This is a genomic window from Phaeobacter sp. HF9A, assembly GCF_011806385.1.
Taxonomy (GTDB): domain Bacteria; phylum Pseudomonadota; class Alphaproteobacteria; order Rhodobacterales; family Rhodobacteraceae; genus Epibacterium.
The window spans coordinates 1-16,083 of sequence record NZ_JAATOX010000022.1; the positions used below are offsets into that span (position 1 = coordinate 1).

The window sequence follows — 16,083 nt, forward strand, 5'->3', positions numbered from 1 at the left end:
CCCGCATGCTCGTCGGTGGAGATTACCGCCGCGTGCTCCCCGCGTCGGCAATGATCGGGGCGATCTTCCTTCTTTGGGCCGACATGGCGGCCCGGACGGTTCTGGCCCCTGAGGATATGCCCATCGGGATTATCACGGGCCTGGTTGGCGGCATGTTCTTTGTCTGGCTGCTCGGGCGACGACGATCAGCAATCTGAAACCCGCGGTCACAAACGCCGCGTGCCGTGCGGGTGACGACGGCTCTGGCGTCTGTTTCGTGACAGTCCCGCGAAATCCCCGGCCCTTTCGAGCCAGGGACCGGTATCAGGCGGCTTGCGGTTTGCGACCGCGCCCGAGGGAGATCAGCGCCAAGATCGGATCGGCCAGCATCATAGAGAGCACCTCAGGCGGCGCGCGCTCGGGGCCCATTGGCCCAGGTTGCGGCCAAAAGCCGCCTGGAATCGCGGATCACCAGGCGGCTCGGCGCGACCAGGGACAGGATGTCGGCTCGCTCCAGCGCCTTGATCTTGCGAGAGACAGTTTCAGGCGTAAGGGCTGCCAGCGCGCCAAGGTCTTGTCGGCTGAGATGAAGCGCGACGACCTCAGGCTGGCCCTGACGCGCGGCAAAATGGGCGATCAGGCCCGCGACCCGCGCCAGCGCGGTCTGGCTTCCGCGCAGCTGATAGAGCGCGATTGCCTCGCTCAGCCGATTTTGGGTCTCGGTTACGAGGTTGGTAACGAGGCGAGGGATCTGGTCCGCGAGTAGCGCGAAGTCGTCCTGCGGACAGATCCAGACCTGGGTATCACAGAGTGCCGTCTCGGTAAGCTGCGGCAGACGTGGGCCGGTGGGGCACAAAAGCCCACCGCCAAAGACCACGCCCAGCAGATCGGTTTCGCATTGGCTGCGGTTGGCGTCTTCGCGCAGCGCACCCGTCAGGACGATCCCGACATGGCCTTGGTTGCGGTCTATCGGTCTTAGCACCTCGCCTGCGACAAGCGTCTCGGCGGTGAAATAGCGGGTGACGAGCGTCCTCTCCTCCTCTGTCAAACCTCGAAACAGAGCGTGTGATTTCCAGCAGGCAGCCTCGGGAGCCTCGGGTAAAGGGGGCGGCACAAGGGCCTCCGCGCCCCAGGGGAAGGCGGTGTGAAGGGTCATGGATAAGATCTCCGAAAGGGGCCGATCTGCATTTTGCGCAGCCGGGGTCAGTCGTTCGGGAGACGGTTGGGGAAGGTGGCCCCCGCCCGTCTCTGCGTCAGGGAAACGTCCTTAGGCAGAGACGGGTGGTGCGCGGCAGGGATGGCCGCGGGAGAGGCGCAGGGCGCATGCAACCTGATGCCGGTGCGCGCGCCGCTCGGCAGGCCGCAGCAGCGTGGCGAGCGGTTCAGGGTCCGGGAGCGCCCAATCCGGTGTAAAGAGGCTGACCTGCACGCAATGGTAGGATCTGTGGCCATCGTCCTCGCTGTCCGTGGCCTCAGTGACGGTGCCATCCGCCGCGAGCCAGACCTCGCGCGGGCCCTCGTCTGTGCAAAGCACCAGGCGCATGCCGTCGCCATCGGCTGCGGACACAGGCATCATGCCCGCAGGCACGGTGCCTGCAAACAGGAGCGCGACCAGCAGCAACAGCCGCAGGGTCAGGTGGGCATGGCGCATCGACGGGCCGTCCGTATCAGATGTTGTTGAGGCGGCGGATTTTCTCCAGCACGCGGTCGGTGGCTTCCTGATAGCCGATCGGTTCAAAGAAACGGCCCTTGCGATCAAACAGCAGGATATTGGCCGAGTGATCCATGGTATAGCCGCCGTCCTTCAGCGGGACCTTGCGTGCAAAGATACGGAAGGCGCGGATTGCCTTGTCGATCTCCTCCCGGCTGCCAGACACGCCTTCGACGCCCGGTGCCCAGGTCACATAGTCGCGGAGCTGTTCCAGCTTGTCGCGCTCCGGGTCCACAGTGACAAAGAACACGCGGAGCTGCGCGTCGGGGCCGAGTTCGTCCTGAAACGTCGCAATATCGCCGAGGGTGGTCGGGCAGACCTCCGGGCAATGGGTGAAGCCGAAGAACACGGCCGAAGGCGACCCCTTCAGCGTGTCCTCGGTGAAAGGCGCGCCAGAGGTGGTGGTCAGGTGATAGTCGCCCGGGCCGATGCTGTTGGCGAGGCTCTGGTTCAGCCCGGCAGCGCCCCAGCGGTTCCAGGCAAAGGGGATGAGGGCCAGCAGAACCAGCCCCCAAAGCCCCCCGATCACCATATATTTGTGTCGGGTGGTCATGGTGTACCTCAGTTCGACGCGTGGCCGTGATCGCCGTGATGCGCAGGCGTCTTGGCGTTGATCGCACCGATGCTGAGCGGCAACGAGACCTCACCGGCGTGCTCGAATGTCAGTGTCACCATGACGGTTTCCCCTTCGACGAGCGGCGCCTTGAGCCCCATGAACATCAGATGAAAGCTGCCGGGTTTCAGTGTCACTGTCTCGCCTGCCGGGATCTCCAGCCCGTCCGCCAGCTCCCGCATCTGCATGACGTCACCATTCATCGCCATCTCGTGGACTTCCATGTGGTCTGAGACATCGGTGCGGGCACTGACCAACCGGTCAGCGGACTCGCCGGTGTTGGTGATGGTCATGAAGCCGCCGGCAACGGGCGCATTGGGCAGGGTCGCGCGGGAAAAGGCGCCGGTGATTTCGAGCGGGCCGAGCGTGACAGGCGCGGCAGAGCTGTGATCTGATCCGTGGTCATGCCCGTTCCCCTGTCCGTGCCCGTGACCATGCGCCATATCGCCTGCAACGATGGTGATTTTCGGCGCGGGGTTGGCAACGTTATGGGCGCCGGAGACATCCGTCCAATCCGCGACCCCATTGGCACAGGTTTGAAGAGCCGGGAAGTACATCACCGTGCCGGGCGCGATCTCTGCGCCAAAGGTGCCGCGCACGGTGAATTCATCATACCAGTCGCTTTCCAGATGACCGCCGGACCAGGTCACCTCGCGCAGGCCCTCGGTCATCTCGGTGCCGTGATTGTTGTAGGGCGTGGCGTAGGCGCCCTTGGCGGTGCTCAGCTCCCAACCCGCCTTGGGCATTGGTTTTGCGGCATAAAACCCGTCAGGCAGGGTCAGGCGCACGGTGTGGGTGGCCTCTCCGTTGCAGCCATGCGGAACGCGCAGGGTGATCTTGGTGGTGCTGCCCGCAGCGGCTTCTTTCTGCTCGAGGGTGCTATGGGCGAAAGCGGATCCGGCCAAGAGCGCAAAGGCGCCGGCAAGTGCGAAATGTTTCATGAGTATGCTCCACGTCAGCGCGCGCGGACGCACCGCAGCCTGCGCTATCTGGCGGCGGGATGCGCCGCGAAATCTGGATGAAAGACCCTCTCCGTTTAACGGGGCAGAGGGCGGCGATCAGATCAGAACGGGAGGCGCGCGGGGCGAGCGCGCATAGTCGCGCGCCTGTGACGCCCGATAGAGGTCATCAGCCCGCCGCCAAAGCATATAAGGCACCAAGGCGAGCGCGACGTCGGGCAGGCGGGGAATGTCGGCCTCTGGCAACAATGTACAGAAGGGACAGGCGTGATCATGCGCGCCATGTCCGTCGGCGCAAAGGTCATCCGCTCGAAAGCCCATGTGCAGGATCTCGGCACGCACCGCATCTTCACGCTCGGGCGCCATGGCCGCAGCAGAAAACACGCTGGCGACAAACAGCAGCGTTGCCGCGAGGCAGAAGATCAGATTTTGGCGCAACCCCTGGATCATGGCCTGACCCTATACCGCAGCCGCGCGCAAAGGCCAGCAGATTTAACGCCGTGGCCTGCGACCTGTTTTCTCGACACCGAGAGGGGGGCAGGGCCGGGACTGTTGCGTTAATCTATCCAGGCTCAGGATCACTCTCGACCCGATTGTTTCGCCACTTGCCACCCATTCGGATGTTAGGTTTCATCGACATGCCAATCGACACTTGCTTTGCGTAGATGCTTCTCGGTTTGATTGGTCAATACAGGTCCAAATTTCTGGACCCAGTAATATACAGTGGAGCGATCAACGTTGATACCGATGGTTTCTCGACTAAGATCCACCTCCTATGCAATGCCGCCGGGCTGCCGATGAGGACCGAGATCTACGCTGGGCAAACCTCCGACTATCTCGGCTTTGTCGACATCACGTTCATCCGCCTGTGGATACGCCATTTGTCAACATGACCTAACGCCCGCTCAGGAGGGCGCATGGAGGTCGCCGGTTCTATACAATATTCAATATAGAATTCCACGGGCGGACCGGGTTCCTTGAGCGTATGCAACGCCCAACCACATCACCCCTTGGCACATTGTCCACCGACGACCTGCTGTTCGTGCCGCCCGACCTGCCTTTGCCTGTGCTTCAAGAGACACTCTTGCGGGACTACGGGATCGACGGCATGTTCAAGCGTCTTTCGGGAGAGCGTGACCAGAACCTTCGTGTCCGCACGAAGGATGACACGGAGTATCTGCTCAAAGTTGCCAGTCCGGCGGAAGATCCTGCGTTGATCGACTTTCAGATCGAATCGTTGCTTCACCTCGCACAGCGCGACCCGGATCTGCCGATCCCCCGGATGATCCCCAGCCAGACCGGTGAAATGACTGTTAAGGTCGTTCACGAGGGCGAAACCCATGTTGTTCGCCTGCTCAGCTACGTTCCTGGTACGCCCTTGAGCCTGTCCGGGCATGTCACGGAGCAACTGGCTCAGAGCCTTGGCCAGGTGCTCGGCCAGATAAACCACGCCTTCGCCGGCTTTTCGCATCCGGCGGCCACCAAATTTATGCCGTGGAACACATTGAACGGGCTTTTGGAGTCGCCTCAGCTTGCAGATGCCTATCTGCCCGACCATTTGCAGCACGCCTGCGCCCCGGTGATCGACCGCTTGGCTCGCGTCAGCTTGCCAGCCATGCGCGACATGCCCCACGCGGTGATCCACTACGATAGCCATTCTGGCAACGTTCTGATTGCGCGCGACAATGCTGACGAGGTCTGCGGTTTGATCGACTTTGGCGATATGATCGCCGGACCGATCCTTCAGGATTTGGCCACACCGCTCGCCAGCTTGATCGAACACGGGGCCGACCCTGTTGGCATCAGCGTCGCGCTCCTGGGCGGTTTTGCAAAAGCCCATCCCATTCCGCTCGATCAGCTGCCCTATCTGCATGACGCGATCCTTGCGCGCCTGATCCTGACCGTAGAACTACTGACCTTCCGCATCCGACATGACCTCTCCGAAGCCGAAGCTTTGGAGCAGACCGAATTGCCCCGGTCCATCCGCGCGCTCGAACGTCAGCTCGAAATGGACCCCCAAGACTTTATCCGCCGCATCATGGATGCGGTCAGCCAGACGGAGTGACCCTATGGCCCTGACTCAGGCAAACCAGACGCTTCTTGAGCGCAGACGCAAGGCGCTCGGCCCGGCCTATGCCCATTTCTATCGTGATCCGGTGCATCTGGTGCGCGGTGAAGGTGTGTGGATGTGGGACGACGACGGCCGCAAATACCTCGATTGCTACAACAATGTGGCCTCCGTCGGCCATTGTCATCCCGCCGTGGTCGAGGCGCTGCACACTCAGGCGCAGCGCCTGAACACGCATACACGCTACTTGCACGCGTCGGTGGTGGAGTATGCAGAGATGCTGGCCGACATTATGCCCGGCGATATTTCGGTGTCGAACATCGTGTGCACCGGGTCCGAAGCCAATGATCTGGCCTGTCAGATTGCCCGCAAGGTCACGGGCAATACCGGACTGATCATACTGAAAGACACCTACCACGGGGCCACGACCTTGGTGCGCGAGTTGTCCCCCGCGATCAGGCCGGAGCCTTGCCCCGACTACGTCTATGAAATCGACGTCCCAGACACCTATCGTGGACCCGGCGCGGACGATCCGGCCGCCTTTCTCGCCCATCACAAAGATCAGATCAAAACCGCCATCGGCAAACTTCAGGCGCGCGGACATGGAGTGGCCGCCCTATTGATCGACTCGATCTATGATGGGCCGGGGATTTTTGCCCCGCCGCCCTCTTATCAGCGGGAGCTCTTTGCACAGGTGCGCGCGGCGGGCGGCCTGATCATCGCGGACGAGGTCCAATCGGGCCTATGCCGGCTGGGCGATCACTATTGGGGCGTGATGGACAGCGGCGTGGTGCCCGACATCATCACGATGGGAAAGCCAATGGGCGACGGTCACCCTTTGGCCGTAACCGCCACAACCCCCGACATCATGAAAGCCTACGTCGACAAAGGCGGCGAGTATTTCAACACCTTCGCAGGAAACCCGGTGTCTGCCGAAGTAGGCAAAGCGGTGCTTCGGATTGTCGAACAGGAAAACCTGTTGAGCCACGTCAAAGAGACCTCCGACTATCTGATGACACGGCTGCGCGTCATCGCAGACAAACACCCGATCATCGGGGATCTGCGTGGCAAGGGATTCTTCATCGCGCTGGAGTTCGTGCGCGACAAGGCAGACAAGACCCCTGATGGCGACGCCTGCCTGACGGCGGTCGAGTGGATGAAGGACAACGGCGTCTTGGTGTCGCGTATCGGTACCGAGGGCAACATCATGAAAATTCGCCCGCCGCTCGTCTTTGCCAAAGAGCACGTGGATTTACTTGTCGAGACACTAGATCGCGCCCTGTTGACACTTTAGCGCCCAGACCGGGCGCTATTTGCCGTCGATCAGCCTAGCGATGAACATCGAGAACATCTCGCCCTGTCCGACCACACCGAGCTTGCGGTAGATGTTTGACCGATGGATCGCCGCCGTCCCCGGCGCAATATCCAGTAGCCGCGCAATGGATTTCGACGAATGCCCCTTGAGCAGCAGGCGGGAAATTTCCCGCTCGCGCTCGGTCAGCACACCTGCGCCAAATTCACTCATCACCGTCGAGATGGCTTCATGCACCCGTCGCCGCGCCACCTCGGCCGAGGTGTCGGGCGCAACCTGCGGGCGCAGATGTCTGCGAAACGCAGTGGTCAGAACCGGATGCACGAGTTTAACGAAATTCACTGCCTCCTGAATGCGGTCCCCGAGAGACACATAGATCGACAGGTGCACACAGCGGTCGGGCGTAACTTCCATCAAGGTGCCGATTTCATGACTGGCCGACACCTTGATCCAGTATCGGGCAAAGGTCTCTGGCATCTCGCGGGTCTCATTGCCCGTCAGGTCGAGCAAAACCGTGCCAAAGTACCGCTCTTCCGCAAACAGACTGTACATCGGGTCGAGCAGGTAAATCCCGTTGCTGTATTCCACCATGTTCGGATCGTGGTGTAATGAATGGGCATAGAGCGTTCGCGGCTGCATCCCTTCTTCGAACTCGAAGAGTGAGATCGACTGCGTTGGAACCCATCGGCGCACCCAGTCCGCGACCTTCTGTGGAAAGTCCAAGTTGCCCGCCTGCGCGCCGAGCATGGCCAGCTCTTCGACGAGCCGAGAAAGGGCGTCGTTCGGCAAAAGCTCCATCAGCTCGGACATGTGGGGCGGAATTTCGCTTTCCATACCAAACTCCTCTCCCATCGAATGGGTGTTGTCTGAATCGCCCCCGGGTCTGTCGGAGCCCATCAACTTAAGTAAGGATGATGGCCATGACAAAAAAGCAAGATGTCAAATCGCTACTCTCCTGAGGTCCGCACTCGCGCGGTCCGATGTTCGAGCATCAAGGCTCCTACGAAACTCAGGCGGGCGCGATAGCGGCCATTGCACCCAAGATCGGCTGTATTCCTCAAATCTTGAGCGGATGGGGCAAGCAGGCCGAAAAAGACAGCGGCATATGCGACGGCGTGACAACCGAAGAACGAGACCGGATCAAGGCACTGGAAAGTGAGGTTCGCGAGCTGCGCCAGGCCGATGTGGACCTGTCACGCTGTTGTGCCGTTCCAAGTGCTCGTTTAAGCCACCTTCCGTTCAAAAGCGACCGGGCTTTTCCAGCCTAGTGCTGCGTGTCGGCGGCGCGGATTGTAGAACCCGTGCATGTATTCGAAGATCGCCATCTCTGCCTTCCGCCGTGTGTCCCATGAATGCCGCCAGATCAGTTCTGACTTGATGGTTTTGAAGAAGGTTTCGACAGCCGCGTTGTCATAGCAGTTCCCCTTGCCGCTCATCGACACCTTGAACCCGTTCTGGCGCAGGATCTTCTGGTCGTCGTGCGAACAATATTGCGACCCGCGATCCGTGTGATGACTGCAGTCCTTTGGTGGTTGTCGGAACGCGATTGCCATTTTCAACGCCCGGATCGCCAGGTCACGTTTCATCCGGTTGCTTTCAGCCCATCCAATGACACGACGGGAATGCAGGTCCAGGATCACTGCGAGATAAAGCCACCCCTCGCGTGTCCAGACAGAGCTGATATCGCCAGCCCATTTCTGATCGGTCTTGTCGGCGTTGAAGTCGCGATCCAACAGGTTCGGTGCAATGTTGAACTTGTGATCGCTGTCGGTTGTGACCGTGTGTTTGCGCGTTCTTACAACAGATATGCCGTTCCGACGCATCAAACGTCCGACACGACGGTGACCGACATCCAAGCCGATCTCTTTCAGTTCTTCGGTCATGCGTGGTCGGCCATAACTGCCCAGACTGAGACGGGACTTCTCCTTGATGTGGGCCAGCGTGACCAAATCAGACCGCTGTCTGCGACTGGCCCGGCCATTGCGGAATGCACGCAAACCACGTGAGCTGACATCCATGACCTTGCAAAGACGCGCCATTTCGAAAGTCCCCGCGTGTTCTTCAATGAACCTGAACCTCATGGCTTTTGGCCCGCGAAGAACTGCGTTGCTTTTTTAAGATCTCCCTCTCCTCCTTGAGAATGCGGGTCACGCGCCGGAGCCGGTCGTTCTCTTGGGTGAGGCTCAAATCCTCTTTCGAAACCACATCTGTATCTCGGTGCGCTGTGATCCATTTGTTCAGCGTCGACATCCCGACACCCAAATCATCAACCACCTGCTTACGCTTTAGCCCACTGGTCAGCGCGATACGCACCGCATCCTGGCGGAATTCGTCCGTCCGTTTCAATCCCATAGTCAGTCTCCTTTGTTGCAGTAAATGCTATCAAAGGAGCGGCATCAAACCGCGACAGGTCCAGACAGGATTGAGGCCAAGGCATCAAGCGGATCTGCTGGCAAGATCAACTCTGCCTCTGCATTGCGTCTATTCTGATAAGCCTGCCGGAGTGACCAAGGCGGGCATCACGTCAGGCTTGCAACGCGCCCGCGCCACGTCATAATCGCGCTACGCAGGGGCACGATCTGTGCTGTATACCTGTCCAATGGGGAGCCATGGCGGGCATTCTAACCTTTACCAGCGGGCGTTTCGAAGACGCCCAAGCGCATCTTACGCAATCATTCTGCCGCCACCAGTTGGTGCCTTGCGGCACCCGTGCCGTGCAGTTTACCCATTCTGCCGCAGCCTTGGGAGCGAACGCCTTCAACACGCTCAGTTACGGGGCCGAAATCGAAGTGCAGGCCAAGGGCCTCGAAGATTTCTATATGTTCGAAATGCCGTTGCGCGGTGGTGTCGATATTGAAATCGGTCAGCAGCAGGCCCGGTCTGCGCCGGGACATGCATTGTGTCTGTCGCCCGGGCAATGGTTCCGATCACGCTGGCGCCAGGACACCTATCAATGGATGTTGCAGATCAGCCGGGGCGCGATTGAGGCCGCCTTTGAACAGCGAGCCCGTCGCCGGGTCGCCGACGATATCGTTTTCGATCCGGTGATCGATCTGCGGTCAGAACATGGGCGCGCCCTGTTGCAGTCCATGCAGCGGCTGGCGGCGACCTCCGACGCGTTTGACGCGCAGCTCACAGACAGCTTTCAGAAACAGATTGACGCTGTGGTGTCGCTTCTGGTGGCGAATCTGCCCTATTTTCGGAACGGATCACCCGTGCCGCAGCGGTTGCATGCGACGCCGCGCCACGTGCGCCGGGCGATGGACATTATGCAGGATCGCTTTGCGGGCCCGCTGTCCGTGGCAGACCTTGCCGATGACATCGGCGTGTCTGAGCGCGCGCTTTATGATGGGTTCCAGCGCTATTACCAGAAACCGCCCTATGAGGTCCTGATGCGGATTCGCATGGAGCACGCTCGCGTGCTTGTCCGGGCTGGAGATCTGTCGCTTGCCGATGTGGCCCGGCGCGTGGGCATGGCGCATCAGGGGCGCTTTTCGGCACAGTATAAAAAGAGCTTCGGTCTGAGACCGCTCGAAGACCGCCGGCAGGCCATTGGCCTAAAATCGTAACGCCTCATCGGCGTTTTATCCGCATCCTGCAGAAATGTCGCGCGCGCAGCGCAGGACGCCTTGACCGGAGCATGAAGGCTTCGGTCTGTATGAGCCATCGCACAGACATGTCCGTTTGTTGCGGACACAGAAAGGAATACGATGCGCGCCTCCCCTGCGTCCTTTGTGGACAGCCCACTGAAACGTCAAGATGGAAACGCGCTGTTGAGCTGCTACTTCCCGCTCGGCGATCCAGAGGTGCCGGTAGAGATGATCGACGTCTATGCGGAGCAGGGGGTTGATGTGCTGGAGATTGGACTGGCCTCCTCGTACCCGTTCATGGATGGCGCCGATGTACGTGCTTCGATGGCACGGGCCGACCGAGCGCGCGCGCAGCGGGATCTGGAGGCGGTTCTGGAACGTCTGGCCCGCCATCGCAATGCGCCGAAAGCCCTATTGATGTGTTATGCGGATGCCGATCATCCGGCTCATGAGGCGCCTGGGTTCTGGCAGGGACTGGACAGTTGCCTGATCGTCGCGCAGCCGGGCGATCCTCTGGCTCAGGGTTTGCGGGCGCAGGCCGTTGCCGCCGGTGTGGCCCCTTCCGAATTCATTGGCCTGCCTTTGGGTGACGCGGCTCTGACAGCGAGCCGTGCGGCGTCCTTCTATGTCATGCTGCAGGCGGGCGCTGGGTTGACGGGCCCGCGAACGTCGCTTGATCCCGACAACCGGGGGCGCATTGATCACCTGCGCGCCGGGGGTGTCAGCGCGCCGATCCTGTTGGGTTTTGGAATTTCAAATGGCACGCAGGCCAAGGCTGCGCGGGCACTAGGGGCGGATGGCGTCATTGTTGGCTCACAGGTGCTGCGCGCGGCGCTGCAAGGCGCGCGCTGCCTGGCCGCGCTGTTGAAAGATTTGCGAGGAGGTCTCGATGCCTGAAGAGTCATGTGCAGAAGAGACATGGGTGATTGGCTTTGACATCGGCTCCACTGCCGTCAAGGCGGGTCTCTTTGGAGTGGATGGCACCGTGGTGGATCACTGGAGCCGCAGCTATCCCACACAACGCCCCCGCCCGGGGCTGGTCGAACAGGACCCGCAACATTGGCTAAATGGGGTGTACGATGCGATCGACGCCTTGCTCAAGGGGCGGGATCCGGCGCGTGTCGCTGCCGTCGGCATGTGCAGTCAGGTCAACACCGAGGTTTTCGTGGATGCCGAGGGTGCGCCGCTGTTTCCCGCCATCACTTGGCAGGATGTACGCGCAGCCCCTCAGGCGGATGCTCTGAACGCGCGTATTTCAGCCGAAGATAAACTGGCCTGGTGGGGGGCGGATATGCCCATCGGGGCCAGTCATGTGATGGCCAAGATGCAATGGATGGCGGACAACCATCCCGACCTCTGGGCGCGCACGCGCTATGTGTTATCACCGAAGGATTATTGCCTGCTTAAACTCACCGGGCAGGCGGTCACCGATCCGATTTCCGCCTTTGGTCAGGTGGGGCTGGATCTGGCTTATATCGAGCCGCTGTTGCAGTTAATGCCGGGCGCGGCAGAGCGCCTGCCTGCCCTGCGCTTTTTCACCGATATTGTCGGCGAGATGTCATTGGGCAGCTGCGGCCGGTTGGTTCCCGTGGTGACGGGCACGATGGACGCTTGGGGCAATCTGTTCGGCTGTGGCGTCTTTGCGCCGGGGCAGGGCATGTATGTCAGCGGCACCAGTGAAATTCTGGCGGTGGTCGGGGCTGCGCGCATCGGGGCGCCAGGGATCGTGACCTTTGCCACCGTCGAGGATCTGGTGGTGAACGCAGGACCCACGCAAAGCGGGGCGGACAGCCTGCGTTGGTGGGGGGAAACGGTCGGGAAGTCGCCGGTAGAGCTGGTCGAGATGGCCCAGCAGGTAGACCGCGCCAATAGCAATGTCCTGTTCCTGCCGCAACTTGAGGGCGAACGCGCGCCGATCTGGAATTCGAACATTCGCGGCTCTTTCATCGGTTTGGACAGCCGCACGGCGGGGCCGGAGTTCGCGCTTGCCGTGCTGGAAGGGGTCGCCATGTCGGCCCGGCATCTCTTTGAGGCGCTGACCGAGGCCGCAGGCTGCCGTCCGGAGTATCTGCTCTATGGCGGAGGTGGCGCCCGCTCGGATCTGTGGAGCCAGATTCGCGCAGATGCGCTCGGCATTCCGCTGCATCGTTTCGAATATGGGGACGTCGGCTGTCTTGGGGCGGCAATCATGGCGGCGGTCGGCCTGGGGGCCTTCCCCGACATCAAGAGCGCGGTACCCAAGATGACCCAAGTCGAAGCCGTGTTCGAACCTGATCCGGCGCAGAAGCCGCGCTATGATGCGATGTTCGACGCCTATCTGCGCGCCATGGAGGCGCTTGAACCCATTGCCCTTTTTAACAGCAAAGAGCATCGCGAAAAGATGCCGTCCTAACGCAACAGATGAGGATACTTGTGATGACCAACCTGAAACTGTCTTTGACTGCGCTGACGCTTTTGGCGAGCACCAGTCTGCCGGCTCTGGCCACGGATGTGAACGTCGTGACGCCCTATATGAGCTCCATTCCGACCAACGATATGGTGCAGGCATTCAAAGCTGAGGGCGAAGCCCTTGGCTGGGATGTGACCGTGATCGACACTCGCAACGATTTTGGCCAGCTTGCATCCCGGATGGAAGATACTGTGAACGCGGGCGCCGATGCGATCGTGCTGGTGTCCACCTCGGCCGAACTGGTGGCCGATCAGGTCGCCATGGCGGCGGAGGCTGGCATCCCAGTGGTGTCTCTGGACGGGGTAAAGGCAGAAAATGTGGCGGTCAATGTCACCTCGAACAATTTCGATCTCGGGGTGCAATTGTCCGAGGCGCTGTTCACTGCGCTGAGCGGCAAGGGCAATATCGTCAAATTCTTTCACTCCGCCCACCCCGGCGTGCACCAGCGGGAACTCGGGCTGGATGCGACTTTGGAAAACTACCCCGATATCAACGTGATTGCGGAGCATTTCGTGCAGGTGCCGGGGCCGGTCGATGACGGGCGCGTGGCCATGGAAAACATCCTGCGCCAGTATGGCGATGAGATCGACGGTGTCTGGGCGGCCTTTGATGATCCGGGTATTGGTGCGGAACTGGCGTTCGAATCCGAAGCGCCGGACTCGGATGCAATCATCATGGGGATCGATGGCAATGAACAGGCCGTCGATATGATCGCGTCCTGCACGCACTATGCTTTGACACTGCGCCAGGATTTTCCGGGCATGGCCAAGATCGGTGTGGAGCAGCTTGAAAAGATCCTGAACGGTGAAAGCCCGGACAGTGACGAGATTTTTGTTCCGGCCGTGCCGATCACCGCAGACAGCCTTGGGGTCAGCTGCGAATGACACACACGGAGCCGGACCACATGGCACAGCAGGGGCAGAGTTTCCTGTCCCTGCGCGGTGTCAAAAAACACTTTGGCGGCGCCAAGGCGCTCGATGGTGCTGACCTTTTGGTGGAGGCCGGCTCCGTTCACAGCCTTGTTGGCGAAAACGGGGCCGGGAAGTCGACCCTGATCAAAATTCTGTCGGGGCTGATCGAGCCGGATGCGGGCGACATTTTGATCGATGGCCAGCCCGTTGAGATCGCGGGGGTGCAACAGGCCGAGGCTCTGGGCTTTCGCTTCATTCATCAGGAGTTGAGCCTCGTGCCGCATTTCACGGCAGTGGAAAACGCATTCATCGGACGTCCCTATCCGCGCAAAGGCCCCTTTATTGATCGTCGGGCGATGCGTCAGGCCATCGAAGACACCGCGCGTGATATCGCGCCGGATTTGCCGCTGGATATTCCGGTGGGGCAGATGACGACCGGGCAAAAGCAACTGGTTGAAATCATTCGCGCCCTGATCGGCGCGCCCGCGCGTCTGGTGGTGATGGATGAACCTACGGCCTCGTTGTCGGATGGGGAGGCCGCGCGCCTGCACAAGGCGGTCAAACGTCTGTCCGACACCGGCGTGGCGGTTATTTTCATCTCGCACCGTCTCGATGAGGTGATGGAGATTTGCGACAGTTTCACAGTGCTGCGCAATGGCTGCACGGTTGGTGCGGGTCGCATCAACCAGATCGACCGGGCCGGACTGGTGCATCTGATGTCCGGGCGCGAAGAGGTGCTGGGGGCTGCCGAGACCCCGCCGGTGGACAGCCCTGTTGTGCTTAAGGTGCGGGATTTGCCCTTTGGCACGTGCGGACAGTCGGTGTCCTTTGATATTTGCGCCGGAGAAATCCTTGGCCTTTACGGGCTTGTCGGCGCCGGGCGCTCCTCTCTGATGAAGCTGATCTGGGGCGCTGCGCCACATGCCGGAGGGCAGATCGAACTGGACGGCGTGCCGCTGCGCCCGGGACGGATCGGGGACAGGATTTCGTGCGGAGCGGCCTATGTGCCCGAAGATCGCCGGAACGAGGGGCTGATCACCAGCCGATCGATTGCGGATAATCTGGCGGTGGCGCATCTGTCGCAGGTGCGTGCCCGGCCGCAGATGCCATGGACCAGCCGTCGCAAGATGGCGGAGCGCAGCGCGACGGTGCAATCCATGCTGTCCGTCAAGATGGGATCACCCTGGCATGGCCCTCTGACTCTGTCGGGCGGAAACCAGCAGAAGCTTTTGTTCGGACGCTGGTTCGGAGAACCGACACGGCTTTTGATCTTGGATGAACCCAGCCGAGGCGTCGATGTCGGCGCCAAGGCGGAAATTCACGCCTTGGCCCGCCAGTTTGCCCGTGATGGCGCGGCGGTGTTGATGACGACAAGTGACATGGATGAACTCATGGCGTTGAGCGCCCGGGTGCTGGTGATGGCCGGTGGTGACATCACCGCAGAGCTTTCCGGTAACAGCCTGACACCGGCACGGGTGATCGACGCGGCCTTTCAGCACCAGTCAGAGATCTCCGATACAGACTCACAGACAGAAAAAGAGACTCACGCATGACTTCCTTTGTCCGGCGCTACGGGACCTTGGTGGCCCTTTTGGTGATCATCATCGCCTTTTCCATCGCCTCCCCAATCGCCTTTGGCACCCCCAACAACCTGATCAATATCACGCAACAGATGACGCTTCTGGCGATCGTCGCAATCGGGGCCACGCTTGTGATGGCGGTCGGAGAATTCGACCTGTCGACGGCGGCGGTTGTGTCCTTTGGCGGGATCTTCGTGGTCTTTCTGTTAAAGGCGGGAGTGCCCGCACCGCTGGCCTGTCTGGCGGTTCTGGCTGCGGCCGGGGTGTTCGGTGCGGTGTCCGGGTTTATCGTCGCCCGCTTTGAGGTGTTGTCCTTCATCACCACGCTGGCCGTCGGAACCATCATCGGGGGGATCACCTTCTGGCTGTCCGACGGCGCGACCCTGTTCGGGGACATCCCGGTGGGCTTTCGTGATCTGGCGCGGGGCAAGATCTCTGGCATCCCGACGCTGACCTTCTGGCTAATCGGCGTGGCCGTCGTGGCCTGGGTGGTGCTCGACAAGGTGGAAATCGGTCGCAGGCTTTATGCCATCGGCGGCAACCGCGAGGCGGCACGGCTTGCCGGGGTGCGCATCGTGTCGAACACAATGGTGGCCTTCATCGGCTCGGCCATGTTGTCGGCACTGGTCGGGATGCTTTTGACCGCACGGATCGGCAGCGCCAACCCGACGGGCGGAGGCGGTTTCCTGCTGTCGGCCTATGCCGCCGTTTTTCTGGGCATGACCGCCTTTCGCGAAGGCGAAGCCAATGTCCCGGGCACGCTTGTCGGTGCGGCCATCATCGCCGTTGTCGGCAACGGCCTGACCATTCTGGGGGTGTCGACCTTTATGCAGGACATCATCACTGGGATGATCATCCTCGCCGCCGTTCTGGTGCGTCGCACCGGAACGCAAAGCCGCTGAGACAGGGAC

General features: G+C 60.9%; 16 protein-coding genes and 2 pseudogenes. 11 read left to right on the plus strand and 7 right to left on the minus strand.

What is annotated here, in order from left to right:
* The coding region (locus HCZ87_RS06170) for an iron chelate uptake ABC transporter family permease subunit (protein WP_167642901.1) at nucleotides 1–197 on the plus strand (197 nt) is incomplete at its 5' end.
* Between the two features lie 185 nt (nucleotides 198–382).
* Here the strand turns inward: HCZ87_RS06170 and HCZ87_RS06175 are convergent.
* From HCZ87_RS06175 to HCZ87_RS06195, 5 genes are all read right to left on the minus strand, one after another.
* A complete protein-coding gene (locus HCZ87_RS06175; RefSeq protein WP_167642902.1) occupies nucleotides 383–1,135 on the minus strand; it encodes a Crp/Fnr family transcriptional regulator in 753 nt (250 codons plus the stop codon).
* A 111-nt stretch (nucleotides 1,136–1,246) separates the two neighbouring features.
* Entirely contained in the window at nucleotides 1,247–1,630 is a 384-nt protein-coding gene (locus HCZ87_RS06180; protein WP_167642903.1) for a hypothetical protein, read from the minus strand.
* A 16-nt stretch (nucleotides 1,631–1,646) separates the two neighbouring features.
* Nucleotides 1,647–2,243: an SCO family protein gene (locus HCZ87_RS06185; RefSeq protein WP_167642904.1), complete on the minus strand. Its 597-nt coding sequence runs from the start codon at nucleotides 2,241–2,243 to the stop codon at nucleotides 1,647–1,649.
* 8 nt (nucleotides 2,244–2,251) lie between these two features.
* Nucleotides 2,252–3,244, minus strand: coding sequence for a DUF1775 domain-containing protein (locus HCZ87_RS06190; protein WP_167642905.1), 993 nt, complete (start codon nucleotides 3,242–3,244; stop codon nucleotides 2,252–2,254).
* Between the two features lie 117 nt (nucleotides 3,245–3,361).
* Nucleotides 3,362–3,712: a hypothetical protein gene (locus HCZ87_RS06195; protein ID WP_167642906.1), complete on the minus strand. Its 351-nt coding sequence runs from the start codon at nucleotides 3,710–3,712 to the stop codon at nucleotides 3,362–3,364.
* Between the two features lie 299 nt (nucleotides 3,713–4,011).
* Here HCZ87_RS06195 and HCZ87_RS20960 point away from each other — a divergent pair.
* From HCZ87_RS20960 to HCZ87_RS06205, 3 genes and pseudogenes are all read left to right on the plus strand, one after another.
* Nucleotides 4,012–4,107, plus strand: a pseudogene (locus HCZ87_RS20960) (IS5/IS1182 family transposase); the annotation flags it as partial.
* Nucleotides 4,108–4,247: 140 nt separating this feature from the next.
* Nucleotides 4,248–5,327 carry a phosphotransferase gene (locus HCZ87_RS06200; RefSeq protein ID WP_167642907.1) on the plus strand — a complete coding sequence of 360 codons (1,080 nt, stop codon included), beginning with the start codon at nucleotides 4,248–4,250 and terminating at the stop codon, nucleotides 5,325–5,327.
* Nucleotides 5,328–5,331: 4 nt separating this feature from the next.
* Entirely contained in the window at nucleotides 5,332–6,624 is a 1,293-nt protein-coding gene (locus tag HCZ87_RS06205; protein WP_167642908.1) for an aspartate aminotransferase family protein, read from the plus strand.
* 15 nt (nucleotides 6,625–6,639) lie between these two features.
* Here the strand turns inward: HCZ87_RS06205 and HCZ87_RS06210 are convergent, their stop codons facing one another.
* Nucleotides 6,640–7,476, minus strand: a complete 837-nt coding sequence (locus HCZ87_RS06210) for a LuxR C-terminal-related transcriptional regulator (RefSeq protein WP_167642909.1) — start codon at nucleotides 7,474–7,476, stop codon at nucleotides 6,640–6,642.
* 102 nt (nucleotides 7,477–7,578) lie between these two features.
* Here HCZ87_RS06210 and HCZ87_RS06215 point away from each other — a divergent pair.
* Nucleotides 7,579–7,826: pseudogene (locus HCZ87_RS06215) on the plus strand (transposase); the annotation flags it as partial.
* Between the two features lie 39 nt (nucleotides 7,827–7,865).
* Here the strand turns inward: HCZ87_RS06215 and HCZ87_RS06220 are convergent.
* Nucleotides 7,866–8,994, minus strand: a protein-coding gene (locus tag HCZ87_RS06220; RefSeq protein ID WP_167642910.1) for an IS3 family transposase whose coding sequence is annotated in 2 segments (ribosomal slippage) — nucleotides 7,866–8,751 and nucleotides 8,750–8,994 — 1,131 coding nt in all. Because the reading frame shifts where the segments join, the coding sequence is not laid out codon by codon here.
* Nucleotides 8,995–9,251: 257 nt separating this feature from the next.
* Between HCZ87_RS06220 and HCZ87_RS06225 the strand changes: the two genes are divergently transcribed.
* From HCZ87_RS06225 to HCZ87_RS06250, 6 genes are all read left to right on the plus strand, one after another.
* A complete protein-coding gene (locus HCZ87_RS06225) occupies nucleotides 9,252–10,211 on the plus strand; it encodes an AraC family transcriptional regulator (protein WP_167642911.1) in 960 nt (319 codons plus the stop codon).
* A gap of 141 nt (nucleotides 10,212–10,352) precedes the next feature.
* On the plus strand, nucleotides 10,353–11,129 hold the full coding sequence (locus tag HCZ87_RS06230) for a tryptophan synthase subunit alpha (protein WP_167642912.1): 777 nt from the start codon (nucleotides 10,353–10,355) through the stop codon (nucleotides 11,127–11,129).
* Nucleotides 11,122–12,624, plus strand: a complete 1,503-nt coding sequence (locus tag HCZ87_RS06235) for an FGGY-family carbohydrate kinase (protein WP_167642913.1) — start codon at nucleotides 11,122–11,124, stop codon at nucleotides 12,622–12,624. Before HCZ87_RS06230 ends, HCZ87_RS06235 begins: the two co-directional genes overlap by 8 nt.
* 23 nt (nucleotides 12,625–12,647) lie before the next feature.
* A complete protein-coding gene (locus tag HCZ87_RS06240) occupies nucleotides 12,648–13,565 on the plus strand; it encodes a sugar ABC transporter substrate-binding protein (protein ID WP_167642914.1) in 918 nt (305 codons plus the stop codon).
* 20 nt (nucleotides 13,566–13,585) lie between these two features.
* Nucleotides 13,586–15,145 (plus strand): sugar ABC transporter ATP-binding protein, encoded by a 1,560-nt coding sequence (locus HCZ87_RS06245; protein ID WP_167642915.1) that lies wholly within the window; start codon nucleotides 13,586–13,588, stop codon nucleotides 15,143–15,145.
* Nucleotides 15,142–16,074, plus strand: a complete 933-nt coding sequence (locus HCZ87_RS06250) for an ABC transporter permease (protein WP_167642916.1) — start codon at nucleotides 15,142–15,144, stop codon at nucleotides 16,072–16,074. The genes HCZ87_RS06245 and HCZ87_RS06250 overlap by 4 nt, the downstream gene beginning before the upstream one ends.
* The last annotated feature ends 9 nt before the right edge of the window (nucleotides 16,075–16,083 follow it).

Excerpts from the sequence above, each read along its gene's own strand:
- HCZ87_RS06205 (WP_167642908.1), top strand. The coding sequence starts at position 5,332 with ATGGCCCTGACTCAGGCAAACCAGACGCTTCTTGAGCGCAGACGCAAG.
- HCZ87_RS06250 (WP_167642916.1), top strand. The coding sequence starts at position 15,142 with ATGACTTCCTTTGTCCGGCGCTACGGGACCTTGGTGGCCCTTTTGGTG.
- HCZ87_RS06180 (WP_167642903.1), bottom strand. The coding sequence starts at position 1,630 with ATGCGCCATGCCCACCTGACCCTGCGGCTGTTGCTGCTGGTCGCGCTC.
- HCZ87_RS06235 (WP_167642913.1), top strand. The coding sequence starts at position 11,122 with ATGCCTGAAGAGTCATGTGCAGAAGAGACATGGGTGATTGGCTTTGAC.
- HCZ87_RS06195 (WP_167642906.1), bottom strand. The coding sequence starts at position 3,712 with ATGATCCAGGGGTTGCGCCAAAATCTGATCTTCTGCCTCGCGGCAACG.
- HCZ87_RS06245 (WP_167642915.1), top strand. The coding sequence starts at position 13,586 with ATGGCACAGCAGGGGCAGAGTTTCCTGTCCCTGCGCGGTGTCAAAAAA.
- HCZ87_RS06240 (WP_167642914.1), top strand. The coding sequence starts at position 12,648 with ATGACCAACCTGAAACTGTCTTTGACTGCGCTGACGCTTTTGGCGAGC.
- HCZ87_RS06230 (WP_167642912.1), top strand. The coding sequence starts at position 10,353 with ATGCGCGCCTCCCCTGCGTCCTTTGTGGACAGCCCACTGAAACGTCAA.
- HCZ87_RS06185 (WP_167642904.1), bottom strand. The coding sequence starts at position 2,243 with ATGACCACCCGACACAAATATATGGTGATCGGGGGGCTTTGGGGGCTG.
- HCZ87_RS06225 (WP_167642911.1), top strand. The coding sequence starts at position 9,252 with ATGGCGGGCATTCTAACCTTTACCAGCGGGCGTTTCGAAGACGCCCAA.
- HCZ87_RS06210 (WP_167642909.1), bottom strand. The coding sequence starts at position 7,476 with ATGGAAAGCGAAATTCCGCCCCACATGTCCGAGCTGATGGAGCTTTTG.
- HCZ87_RS06190 (WP_167642905.1), bottom strand. The coding sequence starts at position 3,244 with ATGAAACATTTCGCACTTGCCGGCGCCTTTGCGCTCTTGGCCGGATCC.
- HCZ87_RS06200 (WP_167642907.1), top strand. The coding sequence starts at position 4,248 with ATGCAACGCCCAACCACATCACCCCTTGGCACATTGTCCACCGACGAC.
- HCZ87_RS06175 (WP_167642902.1), bottom strand. The coding sequence starts at position 1,135 with ATGACCCTTCACACCGCCTTCCCCTGGGGCGCGGAGGCCCTTGTGCCG.